At 60.7% G+C, this 16,441-nt stretch carries 17 protein-coding genes and 1 pseudogene; 12 read left to right on the forward strand and 6 right to left on the reverse strand.

Annotated elements, in window-relative coordinates:
- The first annotated feature begins 28 nt into the window (after positions 1 to 28).
- From ACZYR5_RS00990 to ACZYR5_RS01005, 4 genes and pseudogenes are all read left to right on the forward strand, one after another.
- Positions 29 to 475: a MarR family winged helix-turn-helix transcriptional regulator gene (locus ACZYR5_RS00990; RefSeq protein ID WP_489088292.1), complete on the forward strand. Its 447-nt coding sequence runs from the start codon at positions 29 to 31 to the stop codon at positions 473 to 475.
- 37 nt (positions 476 to 512) lie between these two features.
- Positions 513 to 587: pseudogene (locus tag ACZYR5_RS00995) on the forward strand (outer membrane lipoprotein carrier protein LolA); the annotation flags it as partial.
- Between the two features lie 204 nt (positions 588 to 791).
- A complete protein-coding gene (locus ACZYR5_RS01000; RefSeq protein ID WP_489088291.1) occupies positions 792 to 2,141 on the forward strand; it encodes an NCS2 family permease in 1,350 nt (449 codons plus the stop codon).
- Between the two features lie 64 nt (positions 2,142 to 2,205).
- On the forward strand, positions 2,206 to 2,832 hold the full coding sequence (locus ACZYR5_RS01005) for a LysE family translocator (RefSeq protein WP_489088290.1): 627 nt from the start codon (positions 2,206 to 2,208) through the stop codon (positions 2,830 to 2,832).
- A gap of 270 nt (positions 2,833 to 3,102) precedes the next feature.
- Here ACZYR5_RS01005 and uraH read toward each other — a convergent pair whose 3' ends face one another.
- Positions 3,103 to 3,456, reverse strand: coding sequence for a hydroxyisourate hydrolase (gene uraH, locus ACZYR5_RS01010; protein WP_105753792.1), 354 nt, complete (start codon positions 3,454 to 3,456; stop codon positions 3,103 to 3,105).
- A gap of 437 nt (positions 3,457 to 3,893) precedes the next feature.
- On the opposite strand from uraH, the gene puuE reads away from it, so the two are divergent.
- From puuE to ACZYR5_RS01050, 8 genes are all read left to right on the forward strand, one after another.
- On the forward strand, positions 3,894 to 4,817 hold the full coding sequence (gene puuE, locus ACZYR5_RS01015; protein WP_489088289.1) for an allantoinase PuuE: 924 nt from the start codon (positions 3,894 to 3,896) through the stop codon (positions 4,815 to 4,817).
- Positions 4,814 to 5,329 carry a 2-oxo-4-hydroxy-4-carboxy-5-ureidoimidazoline decarboxylase gene (uraD, locus tag ACZYR5_RS01020; protein WP_489088288.1) on the forward strand — a complete coding sequence of 172 codons (516 nt, stop codon included), beginning with the start codon at positions 4,814 to 4,816 and terminating at the stop codon, positions 5,327 to 5,329. The genes puuE and uraD overlap by 4 nt, the downstream gene beginning before the upstream one ends.
- A gap of 90 nt (positions 5,330 to 5,419) precedes the next feature.
- Positions 5,420 to 6,415 carry an allantoicase gene (gene alc, locus ACZYR5_RS01025; RefSeq protein ID WP_274075361.1) on the forward strand — a complete coding sequence of 332 codons (996 nt, stop codon included), beginning with the start codon at positions 5,420 to 5,422 and terminating at the stop codon, positions 6,413 to 6,415.
- Positions 6,416 to 6,551: 136 nt separating this feature from the next.
- Positions 6,552 to 7,055, forward strand: a complete 504-nt coding sequence (locus ACZYR5_RS01030; RefSeq protein WP_489088481.1) for an ureidoglycolate lyase — start codon at positions 6,552 to 6,554, stop codon at positions 7,053 to 7,055.
- Positions 7,056 to 7,105: 50 nt separating this feature from the next.
- Positions 7,106 to 8,407: a urate hydroxylase PuuD gene (locus ACZYR5_RS01035; protein ID WP_489088287.1), complete on the forward strand. Its 1,302-nt coding sequence runs from the start codon at positions 7,106 to 7,108 to the stop codon at positions 8,405 to 8,407.
- 136 nt (positions 8,408 to 8,543) lie between these two features.
- Entirely contained in the window at positions 8,544 to 9,902 is a 1,359-nt protein-coding gene (locus ACZYR5_RS01040) for a nucleobase:cation symporter-2 family protein (RefSeq protein WP_489088286.1), read from the forward strand.
- A gap of 140 nt (positions 9,903 to 10,042) precedes the next feature.
- Complete coding sequence (locus ACZYR5_RS01045) at positions 10,043 to 10,828, forward strand: outer membrane protein OmpK (protein WP_489088285.1); 786 nt, start codon at positions 10,043 to 10,045, stop codon at positions 10,826 to 10,828.
- 370 nt (positions 10,829 to 11,198) lie between these two features.
- Complete coding sequence (locus ACZYR5_RS01050) at positions 11,199 to 11,984, forward strand: outer membrane protein OmpK (RefSeq protein WP_489088284.1); 786 nt, start codon at positions 11,199 to 11,201, stop codon at positions 11,982 to 11,984.
- A 71-nt stretch (positions 11,985 to 12,055) separates the two neighbouring features.
- Here the strand turns inward: ACZYR5_RS01050 and ACZYR5_RS01055 are convergent, their stop codons facing one another.
- From ACZYR5_RS01055 to ACZYR5_RS01075, 5 genes are all read right to left on the reverse strand, one after another.
- Entirely contained in the window at positions 12,056 to 12,784 is a 729-nt protein-coding gene (locus tag ACZYR5_RS01055) for an anti-sigma factor (protein ID WP_489088283.1), read from the reverse strand.
- Complete coding sequence (locus tag ACZYR5_RS01060) at positions 12,781 to 13,323, reverse strand: sigma-70 family RNA polymerase sigma factor (protein WP_489088282.1); 543 nt, start codon at positions 13,321 to 13,323, stop codon at positions 12,781 to 12,783. The genes ACZYR5_RS01055 and ACZYR5_RS01060 overlap by 4 nt, the downstream gene beginning before the upstream one ends.
- A 101-nt stretch (positions 13,324 to 13,424) precedes the next feature.
- A complete protein-coding gene (locus ACZYR5_RS01065; protein ID WP_489088281.1) occupies positions 13,425 to 13,967 on the reverse strand; it encodes a DUF3455 domain-containing protein in 543 nt (180 codons plus the stop codon).
- Positions 13,968 to 14,087: 120 nt separating this feature from the next.
- On the reverse strand, positions 14,088 to 15,260 hold the full coding sequence (locus ACZYR5_RS01070; RefSeq protein ID WP_489088280.1) for a patatin-like phospholipase family protein: 1,173 nt from the start codon (positions 15,258 to 15,260) through the stop codon (positions 14,088 to 14,090).
- 177 nt (positions 15,261 to 15,437) lie between these two features.
- Entirely contained in the window at positions 15,438 to 16,370 is a 933-nt protein-coding gene (locus ACZYR5_RS01075; protein WP_489088279.1) for a lipid A biosynthesis lauroyl acyltransferase, read from the reverse strand.
- Positions 16,371 to 16,441: the final 71 nt, after the last annotated feature.

The raw sequence follows: 16,441 nt of genomic DNA on the forward strand, positions 1-16,441 counted from the left end.
TTACGACAAACCGATGGAATACGTCAACATGCTTGACCTTAAAAACCCGAATTCCCAACAACAGGCCATGGAAGCGTTTTTCTTCGGCTACCAGGCCTTCACCGCCAAGGCCGATGAAATGCTCGAGCGTCGAGGCTTGAGCCGGGTGCACCAGCGCATTGTGTTTTTCATCGCGCGCTATCCGAACCTGGCCGTGAAAGAGTTGCTGGCGCTGCTGGGTGTGAGCAAGCAGGCACTGAACATGCCGCTGCGGCAGTTACAGGAAATGCATCTGGTGAACAGCGTCGCGTCCGCCACCGACAAGCGTAAACGCCTGCTGGAACTGACCGACGAGGGCTCGCGTTTCGAGCAGGCGTTGCGCCGCGAGCAGGTGAAATTGCTGGAACGGGTATTTGCCGAGGCTGGGGAGACGGCGGTGAATGGCTGGTTGGCGGTGAATCTGGCGCTGGGAAAAAGCCAGGCGGCTCCTGAGTAGTGGATGCGCCGACCTTGTAGGAGCCAGCTTGCTGGCGATGGTCGTAAACGATGACGAGGTTTGCCTGACTCGCCGCGGCGCTCTCAGGTTTTTCGCAAGCAAGCTCGCTCCTGCAAGGGCGATATAGCCCTTTCCACAAAACTTTCGTCGACAAAATCAAAAACATTATTTGCTTTATTTGTATACAAAAGCATAATTCGCTGCGTGCGAGTTCCTGACCCATCAGTCAACAAATTCGCAAATGCCTCAAAGAGCCGCTGCCCACCTCTGTGTCCGGCTCTGGAAATAACAATAAAACTGTTGAGGAGTACTCGCTGTGGAAAGCCGCAAATCCGAAGCATCGCCGCTGGATCTCTCGCCGCCCTTACGCACAGGCCTGCTGGAGCGCTTGTTCAAACTCAGCGTGCATGGCACCACGGTGAAAACCGAGCTGATTGCAGGTCTCACCACCTTCATCACCATGGCGTACATCATCTTCGTCAACCCGAACATCATGGCCGACGCCGGGATTGACCACGGCGCCGCCTTCGTCGCTACCTGCATCGCCGCAGCCCTGGGCTGCCTGTTGATGGGCCTGTACGCCAACTGGCCCGTCGGCCTGGCGCCAGGCATGGGCCTCAACGCCTTCTTCACCTACACCGTGGTCGGCACCATGGGCTACAACTGGGAAACCGCGCTGGGTGCGGTGTTCGTGTCCGGCGTGTTGTTCATGTTCCTGACCTTCTCGCGGATCCGTGAATGGTTGCTCAACAGCATTCCGGTGAGCCTGCGTTTTGCCATGGGCGCCGGTGTCGGCCTGTTCCTCGGCCTGATCGGCCTGAAAACTGCGGGCATCGTGGTTGATAGTCCGGCCACCCTGATCAAGATCGGCAACCTGCGCGAACCTGGGCCTCTGCTCGCCGCCATCTGCTTCCTGATGATTGCCATCCTCAGCTACCACCGGGTGTTCGGCGCGATCCTCATCAGCATCATCACCGTGACCCTCGCCGGCTGGGGCCTGGGCCTGGTGCATTACGAAGGGATCATGTCGGCACCGCCGAGCCTGGCCCCGACCTGGATGGCCATGAACGTTGCCGGCGTGTTCAACGTCAGCATGATCAGCGTGGTCCTCGCGTTCCTCTTTGTGCACATGTTCGACACCGCCGGTACCCTCATGGGCGTTGCCCAGCGGGCCAACCTGGTGGGTGCGGACGGCAAGATCGAAAACCTCTCTCGCGCCATGAAAGCCGACAGTGCTTCCAGCGTATTCGGCGCAGTAGTGGGTGTTCCCCCAGTCACCAGCTATGTGGAAAGTGCCGCGGGTGTTGCAGCCGGTGGACGTACCGGCCTGACCGCCGTGACTGTCGGCATACTGTTTGTCGCGGCGATGTTCTTTGCACCGCTGGCTGGCATGATTCCGGCATACGCTACCGCCGGCGCGCTGATCTACGTGGCGATGCTGATGATGGGCGGCATGGAACACATCGAGTGGGACGATGCCACCGACAGTATTCCGGCGATCGTCACCGCAATCATGATGCCCCTGACCTTTTCGGTTGCCGACGGCATCGCCCTGGGTTTCATCACCTACGTGGCGCTGAAGGCCGGCACCGGCAAGTACAAGGAAATTTCGGTTAGCCTGTGGGTACTGTGCGCGATCTTTATCGCCAAGTTCATTTTCTTGTAACGGTTTCAAGCGTGACCCAGCCTCACCCCGTCGGGTGGGGCTTTTGCACATATGGAGGAAAGTGATGAGTCTGGAAACCTGGCTGCTGTTCAGCGGCGCCGCCCTGGTGGTAATCCTGATCCCGGGACCTTTATCGTTGTTGATGATCAGCAACAGCCTGAACTTCGGTTTGCGCCGTTCCTACCCGGCGTTTCTCGGCGGCGTGTTCGCCTCGATCTGCCTGCTCAGCGCCTCGGCACTGGGCCTCGGCGCCCTGCTGCTGGCTTCGGAGCAACTGTTCAGCGCACTGAAGATCGTCGGCGCCCTGTACCTGTTCTACCTCGCCTGGCAGAGCTGGCAGCAGTCACGGCAACCGGCACACGCCACCGAAGTGCCACAAGCGCCACCGGTGCCGCGCTTCCGTGCACTGTTCGGGCGCGCCTTTGTGCTGGGCGCGAGCAATCCGAAGGACATCCTGTTCTTCGCCGCTTTCCTGCCGCAGTTCCTCAGCGCCGAGCAACCGTTCCTGCCGCAACTGCTGATCATGATCGCCACCTGGACCCTGCTGGACCTGTGTTGCAAGCTGGCCTACGGCCTCGGCGCCCACGGCGCGGCGCGCTACCTGCGTAGCGGCAAGGGCCAGAGCTGGTTCAATCGGATCAGTGCCGGGTTGTTTGGCGGGGCGGGGGCGGCTTCGTTGTTGAGCCGATAATCAAAAGCTTCGCCGGCAAGCCGGCTCCTACAGGATTTGTGCTCGCTCACATGTTCCAACCCCTCGTAGGAGCTGGCTTGCCAGCGAAAGCAATCTCAAGCCTTGCATAACCAGAACCGACGCCTTCGCCGGCAAGCCGGCTCCTACAACCGCGCATCGCGACGAAGCGTCAAACCGCCAACACCTTTCTCAAGGCCAAAAAAAAGCCCGCAGTGTGAGCGGGCGAATGACCAAAGAAGCTATGTGCGCAGGATTCGTGGGGGGAGAGTCCTAGCTTCCTCTGTAGGTCGAATAGCTGTATGGCGAGATCAGCAGCGGCACGTGGTAGTGATCCTGCTCGGCAGAGATGCCGAAACGCAGGACCACCACGTCGAGAAACGCCGGCTCCGGCAGTTGCACACCGCGAGCGCGGTAGTAGTCGCCGGCGTGAAACTGCAGCTGATAAACCCCTGACCGGTAGTCATCGCCTTGCAACAACGGCGTATCGACACGGCCATCGCTGTTGGTCAGTGCGCTGGCGACCAATTCCAGCTGCGAACCTTCAACGCGGTACAGCTCGATCTTGATCGAGCTGCCCGGGCAACCGTGTGCGGCATCCAAAACGTGTGTAGTCAAACGTCCCATTGATTCTGCGCGCCCGCCTGCGTGTGTCGCAGCCAGACTTCGCGCCTCCCGGAGTCAGGTGAAAAGGAGGCCGCCACTTTTCGGTGCATGAAAAGTGGCGGCGAGCGATTGATTAAGACACTTTCAACATAAATTGTACACAATAAATTCTACATTTTTTCAGTCGATCTCCAGCGCGTCCGGTTTAGCTGCGAAAACCAGCAAAGTCATAGGCTATAGAGACCCCAAATCAAATAGCTGACCAATCAGGCAGGTTTTTTGCAGTACCACGTGAAGATGACAAATGGTGAAAAATGCAAAAAATCGGGCTTACAAATCGCGCATAAAGTTGTATACAATCACTCCATCGTTGTGACGCCAGCCTTTCATCACAGGTCCAGGCCCCCACACCAACCCTTATCGCGCCCCGGCAAACCCGAACAAGAAGGAAGACTGCAGTGAGCGACTACCCACGCGACCTGATCGGTTACGGCAGTAACCCTCCCCACCCACACTGGCCGGGCAATGCCCGCATTGCCCTGTCGTTCGTCCTCAACTACGAAGAAGGCGGCGAACGCAACATCCTGCACGGCGACAAGGAATCCGAAGCCTTCCTCTCGGAAATGGTCTCGGCGCAACCGCTGCAAGGCGAGCGCAACATGAGCATGGAGTCGCTGTACGAGTATGGCAGCCGTGCCGGCGTCTGGCGGATCCTCAAGCTGTTCAAGGAGTTCGACATTCCGCTGACGGTGTTCGCCGTGGCCATGGCCGCCCAGCGCCACCCGGATGTGATTCGCGCCATGGTTGAAGCCGGCCACGAAATCTGCAGCCACGGCTACCGCTGGATCGACTACCAGTACATGGATGAAGCACAAGAGCGCGAGCACATGCTCGAAGCCATCCGCATCCTCACCGAAATCACCGGCGAGCGCCCACTGGGCTGGTACACCGGCCGCACCGGCCCGAACACCCGGCGTCTGGTGATGGAAGAAGGCGGTTTCCTCTACGACAGCGACACCTACGACGACGACCTGCCCTACTGGGAACCGAATAACCCGACCGGCAAGCCGCACCTGGTGATCCCCTACACCCTGGACACCAACGACATGCGCTTCACCCAGGTCCAGGGTTTCAACAAGGGCGACGATTTCTTCGAATACCTCAAGGACGCGTTCGACGTGCTTTACGCCGAAGGCGCCGAAGCGCCGAAAATGCTCTCGATCGGCCTGCACTGCCGGCTGATCGGCCGTCCGGCGCGTCTTGCTTCGCTCAAGCGCTTTATCGAATACGCTAAAAGCCACCAACAGGTGTGGTTCAGCCGCCGCGTCGACATCGCTCGCCACTGGCAACAAACCCACCCGTACCAAGGGCCGTCGAAATGACCACCTTCCAAACCCTGAAACCTTCGACGCTGAGCCGTGACGCCTTTGTCGCCGCTTTCGCCGATATCTACGAACATTCGCCATGGGTCGCCGAAAAGGCCTTTGACCTGGGCCAGGACGCCTCGATCGACCAGATCGAGACCCTGCACCAGCGCATGAGCGACATCCTGTTGAGCGCCGATCACGCCAGTCAACTGGCCCTGATCAACGCTCACCCGGACCTGGCCGGCAAAGCCGCCGTCCAGGGCCAGTTGACCGAAGCCAGCACGAATGAACAAGCCGGCGCCGGTATTCACCAATGCACGGCCGAAGAGTTCCAGCGCTTCACCGAGCTGAACGATGCCTACAAAGCCAAGTTCAAGTTTCCCTTCATCATGGCGGTAAAAGGCAGCAACCGGCATCAGATCCTCGCAGCGTTCGAAACGCGCATCCACAACCCGGTCGACACCGAGTTCAAGTGCGCGCTGGCGGAGATCAACAAGATCGCCCTGTTCCGTTTACTGACCCTATAGCAAGCCTGGCCCCCAGGGATTCAAGAACGCCGAATCCGGCCCGGGCCTCGCAAGCATCCCAAGCCACTTATTTAAAGGCAGACAAGAAGAATGAAAGCTTACGCCGTACCTTTCGAGAAGTTCGTCAACCTGGCCGATGCCCGCCTGGGCACCAAGATCATCTCGGTCACCGATGACTGGTTCGCTGACGCCAACCGCCTGTTCCAGCCGACCCCGGCCGTATGGAAGGAGGGCGTGTTCGATGACAACGGCAAGTGGATGGACGGCTGGGAGTCGCGTCGCAAACGCTTCGAAGGCTACGACAGCGCCGTGATCCGCCTGGGCGTACCAGGTTCGATCAAGGGCGTGGACATCGACACTTCATTCTTCACCGGCAACTTCCCGCCATCGGCGTCCCTGGAAGCCTGCTTCCTGGCGTCGGGCGAGCCGGATGCCAACACCCAGTGGACTGAAGTGCTGTCCGCCGTCGAGCTGCAAGGCAACAGCCACCACTACCACGAGATCAGCAACGACCAGGCGTTCAGCCACCTGCGCTTCAACATCTACCCGGATGGCGGCGTGGCCCGTCTGCGCGTGTACGGCATTCCGTTCCGCGACTGGTCGGCCGTTGGCGACAACGAGCAGGTGGACCTGGCTGCAGCCCTCAACGGTGGCCGCGCCCTGGCCTGCTCCGACGAACACTTCGGGCGCATGAGCAACATCCTCAACCCGGGCCGTGGCATCAACATGGGCGATGGCTGGGAAACCGCCCGTCGTCGTACGCCAGGTAACGACTGGGTAATCGTCGCCCTGGGTCACCCGGGCGAGATCGAAAAAATCGTCGTCGACACCCTGCACTTCAAAGGCAACTACCCGGACAGCTGCTCGATCCAGGGCGCGTTCGTCAAGGGCGGTACCGACAGCCAGATCGAAACCCAGTCGCTGTTCTGGCGCGAACTGCTGCCGAGCCAGAAGCTGGAAATGCACGCCGAACACACCTTCGCCGAGCAGATCAAGGCATTGGGCCCGATCACCCACATCCGCCTGAACGTGTTCCCGGACGGTGGTGTAAGCCGCCTGCGCGTACTGGGCAAGGTCGCGAAGTAATGCTGAGCCTGTAGGAGCCGGCTTGCCGGCGAAGGCGCCTTCAAGGGCGCCTTCAAGGGCCCCTTCGCTGGCAAGCCAGCTCCTACAAGCGATAGCAACAGAACCAACAACACAGAATTCGGATAAGAAGAACAGCATGCGCACACTGACGATTGAACCGCTGACCAAAGAAGCCTTCGCCCCTTTCGGTGACGTGATCGAAACCGACGGCAGCGATCACTTCATGATCAACAACGGTTCGACCATGCGCTTCCACAAACTGGCCACGGTCGAAACCGCCACGCCAGAGGACAACGCGATCATCAGCATCTTCCGCGCCGACGCGCAGGACATGCCGCTGACCGTGAGCATGCTGGAGCGCCATCCGCTGGGCAGCCAGGCTTTCATTCCGCTGCTCGGCAACCCCTTTCTGATCGTGGTCGCGCCAGTTGGCGATGCACCTGTATCAGGCTTGGTCCGCGCCTTCGTCACCAACGGCAGGCAGGGCATTAATTACCATCGCGGCGTCTGGCACCACCCGGTGCTGACGATCGAAAAGCGGGATGACTTCCTGGTGGTTGATCGCAGTGGCACAGGCAATAACTGCGATGAGCATTTTTTCAAAGAGGATGAGCGTCTGATCCTTGCCCCCCACCAATAAGAGAAGGTCTGAACACTCGATAACAGAGTGACAGGCGAGAGGTAAAGACTGTGGAAGCACATCTGTACGAATGGCTGAACCTGAGCGTGCGCTGGGTTCACATGATCACTGGCGTCGCCTGGATTGGCGCGTCCTTCTATTTTGTCTGGCTGGAAAACAACCTCAATCGGGTCAACCCGAAGAGTGGCCTGGCCGGCGATCTCTGGGCGATTCACGGTGGCGGGATCTACCACCTGGAGAAATACAAACTGGCTCCACCGACCATGCCGGACAACCTGCACTGGTTCAAATGGGAAGCCTATTTCACCTGGATGTCGGGTATCGCGCTGCTGTGCGTGGTGTTCTATTCCAACCCGACGCTTTACCTCCTGGCACCGGGCAGCAGCCTGAGCGGCCCTGAAGGTGTGCTGCTGGGTATCGGCTCGCTGTTCGCCGGCTGGTTCATCTACTCCTTCCTGTGCGACTCGGCTCTGGGCAAACGCCCTGCCCTGTTGGGTTTCATCCTGTTCGTGCTGATCATTGGCGCCGCCTACGGCTTCAGTAAGGTGTTCAGCGGTCGTGGTACGTACCTGCACGTCGGCGCGATCATCGGCACCATCATGGTCGGTAACGTGTTCCGCATCATCATGCCGGCACAGCGGGCGCTGGTGGCGGCGATTGCCGAGAACCGCACGCCGGATCCGGCGCTGCCGGCCAAAGGCCTGCTGCGTTCGCGTCACAACAACTACTTCACCTTGCCCGTGCTGTTCATCATGATCAGCAACCACTTCCCGAGCACCTACGGCAGCCAGTACAACTGGTTGATCCTGGCCGGGATCGCGGTGCTGGCGGTGTTGGTGCGTCACTATTTCAACACCCGTCATGACAGCCACAAGTTCGCCTGGACCCTGCCGGTCGCCGCCGTTGGCATGATCAGCCTGGCCTACGTCACCGGTCCTGCACCGATGAACAGCCCGGAAGTGGCCAAGGCCCCTGCGAAAATCGAGTACCAGCCGCTGCCGGAAACTGCAGTCGGTGGCGGTGCCAAACCGGCTGCCGCGACGCCAGCTGAAGCCCCTGCCGCAGCACCGGCCCAGGCGTCCAACGCCGGTCCGGGTTTCGACAAGGTGCACTCGGTGATCCAGGAACGCTGCGCGGTCTGCCACTCGGCCAAGCCCACCAGCCCGCTGTTCAGCGCAGCCCCGGCCGGCGTGATGTTCGACACCCCCGAGCAGATCCGCCAGAACGCCCCGCGGATCCAGGCCCAGGCCGTTACCACGCAGATCATGCCACTGGGCAACATCACCCAGATGACCCAGCAGGAACGTGACCTGATCGGCGCCTGGATTGTGCAGGGAGCCCCGACCAATTAATCGTTGAAAAGCTTCGCTGGCAAGCCAGCTCCTACAGGGTTCACACGACCTGTAGGAGCTGGCTTGCCAGCGATTGGCCGCAACGCGGTCTCCTGATGCACAAAATCACAAGAATAAAAAAGATCCGAGGTGTTGCATGTCCGTGTCATCCAAAGCGCGCATCCCCGACGCACCTGCCATTCAGCGACTGCCCCTGTTGCAACTGATCCTCGTGGGTCTGCAACACGTGCTGCTGATGTACGGCGGTGCCATTGCGGTGCCGCTGATCATCGGACAGGCCGCTGGCCTGAGTCGTGAAGAAATCGCCTTCCTGATCAACGCCGACCTGTTGGTCGCAGGTATCGCCACCATCGTCCAATCGCTGGGCATCGGCCCCATGGGCATTCGCATGCCGGTGATGATGGGCGCCAGTTTCGCGGCCGTCGGCAGCATGGTCGCCATGGCGGGCATGCCCGGCATCGGCCTGCAGGGGATTTTCGGCGCGACCATCGCCGCCGGCTTCTTCGGCATGTTGATCGCGCCGTTCATGTCCAAGGTCGTGCGCTTCTTCCCGCCGCTGGTGACCGGCACGGTCATCACCTCGATCGGATTGTCGCTGTTTCCCGTTGCGGTGAATTGGGCCGGCGGTGGCGGTACCAGCGCCGAGTTCGGTTCACCCATCTACCTGACCATTTCCGCCCTGGTGCTGGCCTGCATCCTGCTGGTCCACCGCTTCATGCGCGGCTTCTGGGTGAACATTTCGGTGCTGATCGGCATGACCCTGGGCTACCTGCTCTGCGGCGTGATCGGCATGGTCGACCTGAGCGGCATGGACAACGCGCCCTGGCTGCAATTCGTCACGCCGCTGCACTTCGGCATGCCCAAGTTCGAGTTGGCGCCGATTCTTTCGATGTGCCTGGTGGTGGTGATCATTTTCGTCGAGTCCACCGGGATGTTCATCGCCCTGGGCAAGATCACCGGTCAGGAAGTCTGCCCGCGCAGGCTGCGCCGTGGCTTGTTGTGTGACGCCGGTGCGTCGTTCTTCGCCGGTTTCCTCAACACCTTCACTCATTCTTCGTTCGCCCAGAACATCGGCCTGGTGCAGATGACAGGCGTGCGCTGCCGCTCGGTGACCATCGTCGCCGGTGGCCTGCTGATCCTCCTCAGCCTGTTGCCCAAGGCGGCGTTCCTGATTGCCTCGATTCCACCGGCGGTGCTCGGCGGCGCGGCGATCGCGATGTTCGGCATGGTGGCGGCAACCGGCATCAAGATCCTCCAGGAAGCCGACATCGGCGACCGCCGCAATCAACTGCTGGTGGCGGTGAGCATCGGCATGGGCCTGATCCCCGTCATGCGCCCGGACTTCTTCGCCCACCTGCCCCTGTGGATGAGCCCGATCACCCACAGCGGCATCGCCCTGGCCACCGTCAGCGCGCTGACCTTGAACCTGTTGTTCAACATTCTCGGCGGCAGCGAACGCGCGGCGGTCAATGATTGTCAGGCCCATACGCACTAACACAGACACCAAGCCCCTGTAGGAGCGAGCCTGCTCGCGATTAGCGCAAGAACACCGCGAGTCCATCGCGAGCAGGCTCGCTCCTACAGAGGGCGGTGTGTTCGGCACCTTAAAAAATAAAAACAAATAGGGAGCAACACATGATTCGGACGCAAACCAGCTTACTGTTGGCAGGAGGCCTGTTGGCCGCGAGTCAGGCCATGGCCGGCGATCTGCTGCTGTGGCAGACCAACAGCCTGAGCTACCTGTACGGCAAGGACTTCGTGGTCAACCCACGTATCCAGCAGACGATCACCTTCGAACACGCCGACCGCTGGAAGTACGGCGACAACTTCCTGTTCGTCGACAGCACCTACTACAACGGCGACAAAGACCGCAACAAAGGGGTCCACGCCTACTACGGCGAGTTCAGCCCGCGCCTGTCCTTCGGCAAGATCTTCGACCGCCGTTTCGAATTCGGCCCGATCAAGGACGTACTCCTGGCGATGACCTACGAGAATGGCGAAGACGACACCGAGGCCTACCTGATCGGCCCCGGTTTTGACCTCGCGGTTCCCGGCTTCAACTTCTTCACCCTGAACTTCTACAACCGCCACACCGAAGGCTCCCGTGCCGGCGACAACGTCTGGCAGATCACCCCGGCCTGGTCCTACACCGTGCCCGTAGCCAACTCGAGCCTGCTGATCGATGGCTACATCGACTGGGTGGTGGACAACGACGAAAACCGCCACGGCACCTACCACGCCAACCTGCACTTCAACCCGCAGATCAAGTACGACCTGGGCAAGTCCCTGGGCTGGCGCGAAAAGCAGGTCTATGTCGGCGTCGAATACAGCTACTGGAAAGACAAATACGGCATCGAGAACACCTCCAACTTCGACACCAACGAAAACACCACCAGCCTGCTGGTGAAGGTGCATTTCTGAAATGACCCGCAACCACGCCCCAATCCTGTCGTCGGTGCGCTGTTGCGGGGCACTTGAGACCTGGCCAAGGAGTCAGTATTCTCCGCGGCCGCCTGAATCCGCTTTAAAAAAAAGCCCGGATTTAATTCCTGACCAGAAAGCCAACTTATCCCGGCCCTGGACGGTATCAAGGCACCCACACCCCACTCTCGATCGACTGTGCCTGCACAGCCGAGCGGGAGTTTTTGTGCTTTGCGAAAGCCTTGGCGCGACCTTTGCTAACAGCACCAAAGCTGACCGAACGGATGTTTTTTTTGCAATACCGAGAAAAGGCGCCACACCAGAGCGCCGACCTAAAAAACGTGGAACCACTTACTTTGGGAGCAACCGAATGAAACGTACGTGCACTAGCCTGATGCTCGCGGGATCCTTGTTGGCAGGCGGCCAGGCCATGGCCGGCGATCTGCTGCAGTGGCAGTCCAACAGCCTGACCTACCTCTACGGCAAAGACTTTCAAGTCAACCCGCGGATCCAGCAGACCGTGACCTTCGAGCACGCCGATGGCTGGAAGTACGGCGACAACTTCTTCTTCATCGACAAGATCTTCTACAACGGTAAAGAAGATGCCTTCGCTGGCAAAAACACCCACTACGGCGAATTCCAGCCGCGCCTGTCGTTCGGCAAGATCTTCGACCAGAAATTCGAGTTCGGGCCAATCAAGGACGTGTTGCTGGCCATGACCTACGAGTTCGGCGAAGACGACACCGAGTCCTACCTGATCGGTCCAGGTTTCGACCTGGCGATCCCGGGCTTCGACTACTTCCAGCTGAACTTCTACAACCGTCACACCGAAGGCAGCCGCCCGGGTGATGATGTCTGGCAGATCACTCCGGTCTGGTCCTACACCATTCCTGTGGGCAGCTCCGACGTGCTGATCGACGGCTACATGGACTGGGTGGTCGACAACGACGTCAACAGCAAAGGCACCTACCACGCCAACCTGCACTTCAACCCACAGATCAAGTACGACTTGGGCAAGGCGCTGAACCTGGGCGAGAAGCAACTGTATGTGGGTGTCGAGTACGACTACTGGAAAGACAAGTACGGTATCGAAGACACCCAGGCGTTCAAGACCGACCAGAGCGTGACCAGCTTCCTGGTGAAGGTGCACTTCTGAGTCTGAACTGACAGACCACAGTCGCCACCGACTTCTGCAGGCGCGCATCGCCTGCAGAAGTCGTCGTGGCGTCAGAGCACTTTGACCGCGCGACCGATGAACTGCACCGGCCCGGTCGGTTTACCTGTCTGCGAGCCGCCAGGGTTTTCCAGGGTCAGCTCGAACAGTTGGTTGGGCTGCAGTGGCGGCAATTTGTCCAGTGGCACCGACAGTGTTTGATCAGGTTTGACCAACCCCAGCGACACCGGACCCTGCCAGCCATCGGCCTTGGTCCAGAATTCCAGCGCCTTGTCGCTCGGCACCTGCGCCACCCCCAAGGGTATCAACTGGATTTCTCGCGGATTGCTCGCCTGGATCACCCAGCCGGGCGCCTGATTCTGCGGCGCTACCAGCACCACCAGATAGGTGGTCGGACTCACCGCCACCGTTCGCGTCAACAGCATGATGCCGAGTAGCAGGCTTGCCACCAACCCCGCGCCTGCGAGCCCGCGCCACAACGGCAGAAGATTCCACCATGAAGTGACGGGCTTGGAGCGTGCGCCGGGCGTGCGTCGCTCGAGACTGCCCAGGCTGCGCTCGATTCGCTCCCACAGCCTGAGTGTCGGCGTTTGCGGTTCGGCAAGCTCGGTCAAGGCCAGCAAGCGCTGCTCCCAGCTATCCACTGCGGCCCGCAGCCCTGGATCGCGCGCAAGACGGCGCTGGACCTCGAGGCGTTGCTCGGCGGGCAAGGTGCCCAGCACATACTCACTGGCCAGTTCGTCGATGGCGTCCGGGCTGTCCTCTTCAGGGCGTGTGTTCATCCCATGCACTCGCGCAATGCCGCCAGGCTGCGTTTGATCCAGGCTTTGACGGTCCCCAGGGGCGTGTTCATTTTTTGCGCAATCTGTGAATGCGAATAGCCGTCCACATACGCGTGCAACAGGCAGTTGCGACGCGCCGGGTCGAGTTGCTCCAGGCAGCCATAAATGCGCCCGGAGCGGGCTTGATAGTCGAAGGTGTCGACGTGCTCCGCAGCCACCGTTTCTGGCTCACTGTAGGGCACTTCGCGGGCCTGCCCCCGCACGAAGTTCAAGGCCATATGGCGCGTCACGCTGAAGATCCAGCCGCGCGCCGAACCCCGTGCCGGATCAAAGCTGGCAGCAGCGGTCCAAATCCTGATAAAGGCATCGTGCACAATGTCTTCGGCCAGTGCCTTGTCACCGGCAATGCGCTGGGCGACACCCAGCAGTCGGGCGCTTTCCTGCTCATACAACGCCCGCAATGCCTGTTGCTCGCCACGGGCGCACGCCGCCAGGCAGGCTTCATAGTCATAACCGTGCTCGGGAAGGGACAAGGACATCAGCCACCAACAAGGGATAAATGCCCCCAGCCCTGAGGCTGGGGTTCCACGCAGCAGCGTAGACCACTTTGCACGCCAGCAAGCTGCTGCAGACCGAGGGCTTAGCGGGCAGCCCAGAAGATATAGTCCGCCTGATACTTCACTACTTCACGTGCCCCGCGATTGGCAACGGTGCACTCACTGCCGGGCGCAACGCCCCCTTTGACGGCCAGGCGCTGGATGTAGCTGACCCCGCTCATCGCGCCCTGACCTTGCGCAGGGTTGGCCTTGACCAACTGATAAGGCAGGTCGCCACTGCCCGCCGGCGCTACTGCCAGTTGGGTCCCGGTGACGGTCGAGCCATCTTTGGCCTGCCAGGTGGCGGGCGGTCCGAAGTAGCTGCCAACCGGCTTGCCGCTGCGATCATTGAGCACCGCCTTGGGCCCGACGAAAAACCACTCGGTCTGCCCGGCTGAATTGGGTTTGTCACGACATTCGTAGGTGATTTCGCCAACGCCGACGGTCTCCAGGGCGATCTTATGACCCTCCGGGACCTTGATGCTGTCAGGCAGTTGAGCTTGTGCGAAGGCCGTAGGTGCGGCGGTCAACCAGCAGGTTGCAGTGAGCGTGGTGCCGACAATACCGAAGAATCGTTTAGCGTTCATGGGGTCTCTCCAGATGAGGGAACAGTTCAGCAGCAAGGGCTACTACCTGTACTACCCGCCAGAGGACCGATTGGATGCAGGCCCGGGGAAAAATACTGCGCAATATGCTTCGATGGTCTTTCAGGCCGGGATGGCCGACTCTGTGAGACCCAGGAAGCGGCACAATTGCTCGCGCTTGGCCAAGGCATCGCGCCGACCCAGTTCGATCAGTTCACTGCAATATCCCGCCTCGAACAGCAGGTAACTCAACACCCCTGCGCCGCTGGTCCTGGTCGCGCCCGGTCCGCGCAGAAACAGGCGCAATGCCGCGGGCAGTTCCTGACGATGGCGAGCGGCGATTTCGTCGATTGGCTGGCTGGGCGCAATGACCAGCACGTCCACCGGTGCCGCCCCCAGGCGAGCAGCCTGGTCAGCGTTCGGCAGCAAATGGCTGAACTGATTCAAACGCTGCAGCAACTCGATATCACTCTCGAGGCTGTCGATGAACGTACTGTTGAGCATGTGCCCGCCAATCTGCGCCAGCGATGGCTGTTGGCCGGTGTAGGCGCGCTGGAGGGGGTTCTGCGGGTCGACGCCGCGCGGGTTGCCGCTGACCCCCACCACCAGCACCCGGCTCGCGCCCAGGTGCAGGGCCGGGCTGATTGGCGCCGACTGGCGTACCGCGCCATCACCGAAATACTCGTTGCCGATTTTCACCGGGGCAAACAGCAGGGGAATTGCCGAGCTGGCGAGCAGGTGCTCGACCTTGAGTGGGGTCGGTACGCCGATTCGCCGGTGGCGCAACCAGGCATCAATGCTGCGCCCGCCCTGATAGAAGGTCACGGCTTGACCGGACTCGTAGCCAAAGGCGGTGACGGCGACGGCGTGCAGTTGTTGTTGCGCGATGGCCTGGTCGATGCCGCGCAGGTCGAGCTTGTGCTCCAGCAAATGGCGCAACGGTGAGCTGTCGAGTAGCGCCACCGGGACCTTGGCGCCGATCCCCAGCAGACTGTGGCTGACGAAGCGGCTGGCCTGGCGAATCACCCCGGGCCAGTCGCTGCGCAGCACCTGATGGCTGCGAAAGCCCTGCCAGAACTCGGTCAGGCGCTGGACCGCGGTGCCGAAATCCAGGGCACCGCTGGCCAGGCTCACTGCATTGACCGCCCCGGCGGAGGTGCCGACGATCACCGGGAACGGATTACTTGCGCCTGCCGGCAGCAGTTCGGCGATGGCCGCCAGCACCCCCACCTGATAAGCCGCTCGAGCCCCGCCGCCGGAAAGAATCAAGCCTGTAACCGGTTCGCCTGGACTCATGCACAACGCTCCTTGGTGCTGGGTGGTTTTTTCGGCGCCCCCTCGCCTCCTGTAGGAGCGAGCCTGCTCGCGAAGAATGCAGGGGCACCGCGCTAATCCAGAATTAACGCGTTGTCTGGGCGTTTTTCGCGAGCAAGCTCGCTCCTACAGGGGGAATGGTCGGCGAGGAATCAGTCCTCAACCACGCTTGGCATACAACTTCGGCTCACCCGGTGGCCGGCTCTTGAAGCGTCGGTGGGCCCACAGGTATTGCTCGGGGCAGCCACGCACCGCACTTTCGATCCATTGGTTGATGCGGATGCAGTCAGCCTCGTCGCTTTCCCCCGGGAAATTGTCGAACGGTGGATGAATCACCAGGCGATAGCCACTGCCATCGGCCAGGCGCTCTTGGGTGAACGGCACCACCAGGGCCTTGCCCAGCTTGGCAAATTTGCTGGTAGCCGGAACTGTCGCCGCCATGATCCCGAACAACGGCACAAAGATACTCTGCTTGGCGCCGTAGTCCTGGTCCGGTGCATACCAGATCGCCCGGCCCGCGCGCAGCAGCTTGAACATGCCGCGCACGTCTTCGCGTTCGATCGCCAGGGAGTCGAGGTTGTGGCGCTCGCGGCCACGACGCTGGATGAAATCGAACAACGGGTTCTTGTGCTCGCGGTACATGCCGTCGATGGTGTGCTGCTGGCCGAGCAATGCCGCGCCGACTTCCAGGGTGGTGAAGTGCAGGGCCATCAGAATCACGCCCTTGCCTTCACGCTGGGCCTGCTTCAGATGCTCCAGCCCTTCGACATGGGCCAGGCGCGCCAGGCGCTCACGGGGCCACCACCAGCTCATGGCCATTTCGAAGAAGGCGATGCCGGTGGAGGCGAAGTTTTCCTTCAACAAACGCTTGCGTTCGTCGGGAGTTTTCTCCGGAAAACACAGCTCAAGGTTGCGCTTGGCAATACGGCGACGCTCGCTGGCGACCCGATACATGCCCGCACCCAGCAGGCGACCAATCCACAGCAGCCACGAATACGGCAACTGGACAACCAGCCATAGCAGCCCTAGACCGCACCATAGCGGCCAGAAACGTGGCGAAAGAAATGCAGCTCGAAATTGCGGGCGATCCATTAACGATTCCGGACGGACAACAAGGTCGCGCATTCTACAACGGTTCGACCCGGCTTGCGGGCTGCGGGCGT

Source organism: Pseudomonas sp. F007, assembly GCF_057814275.1.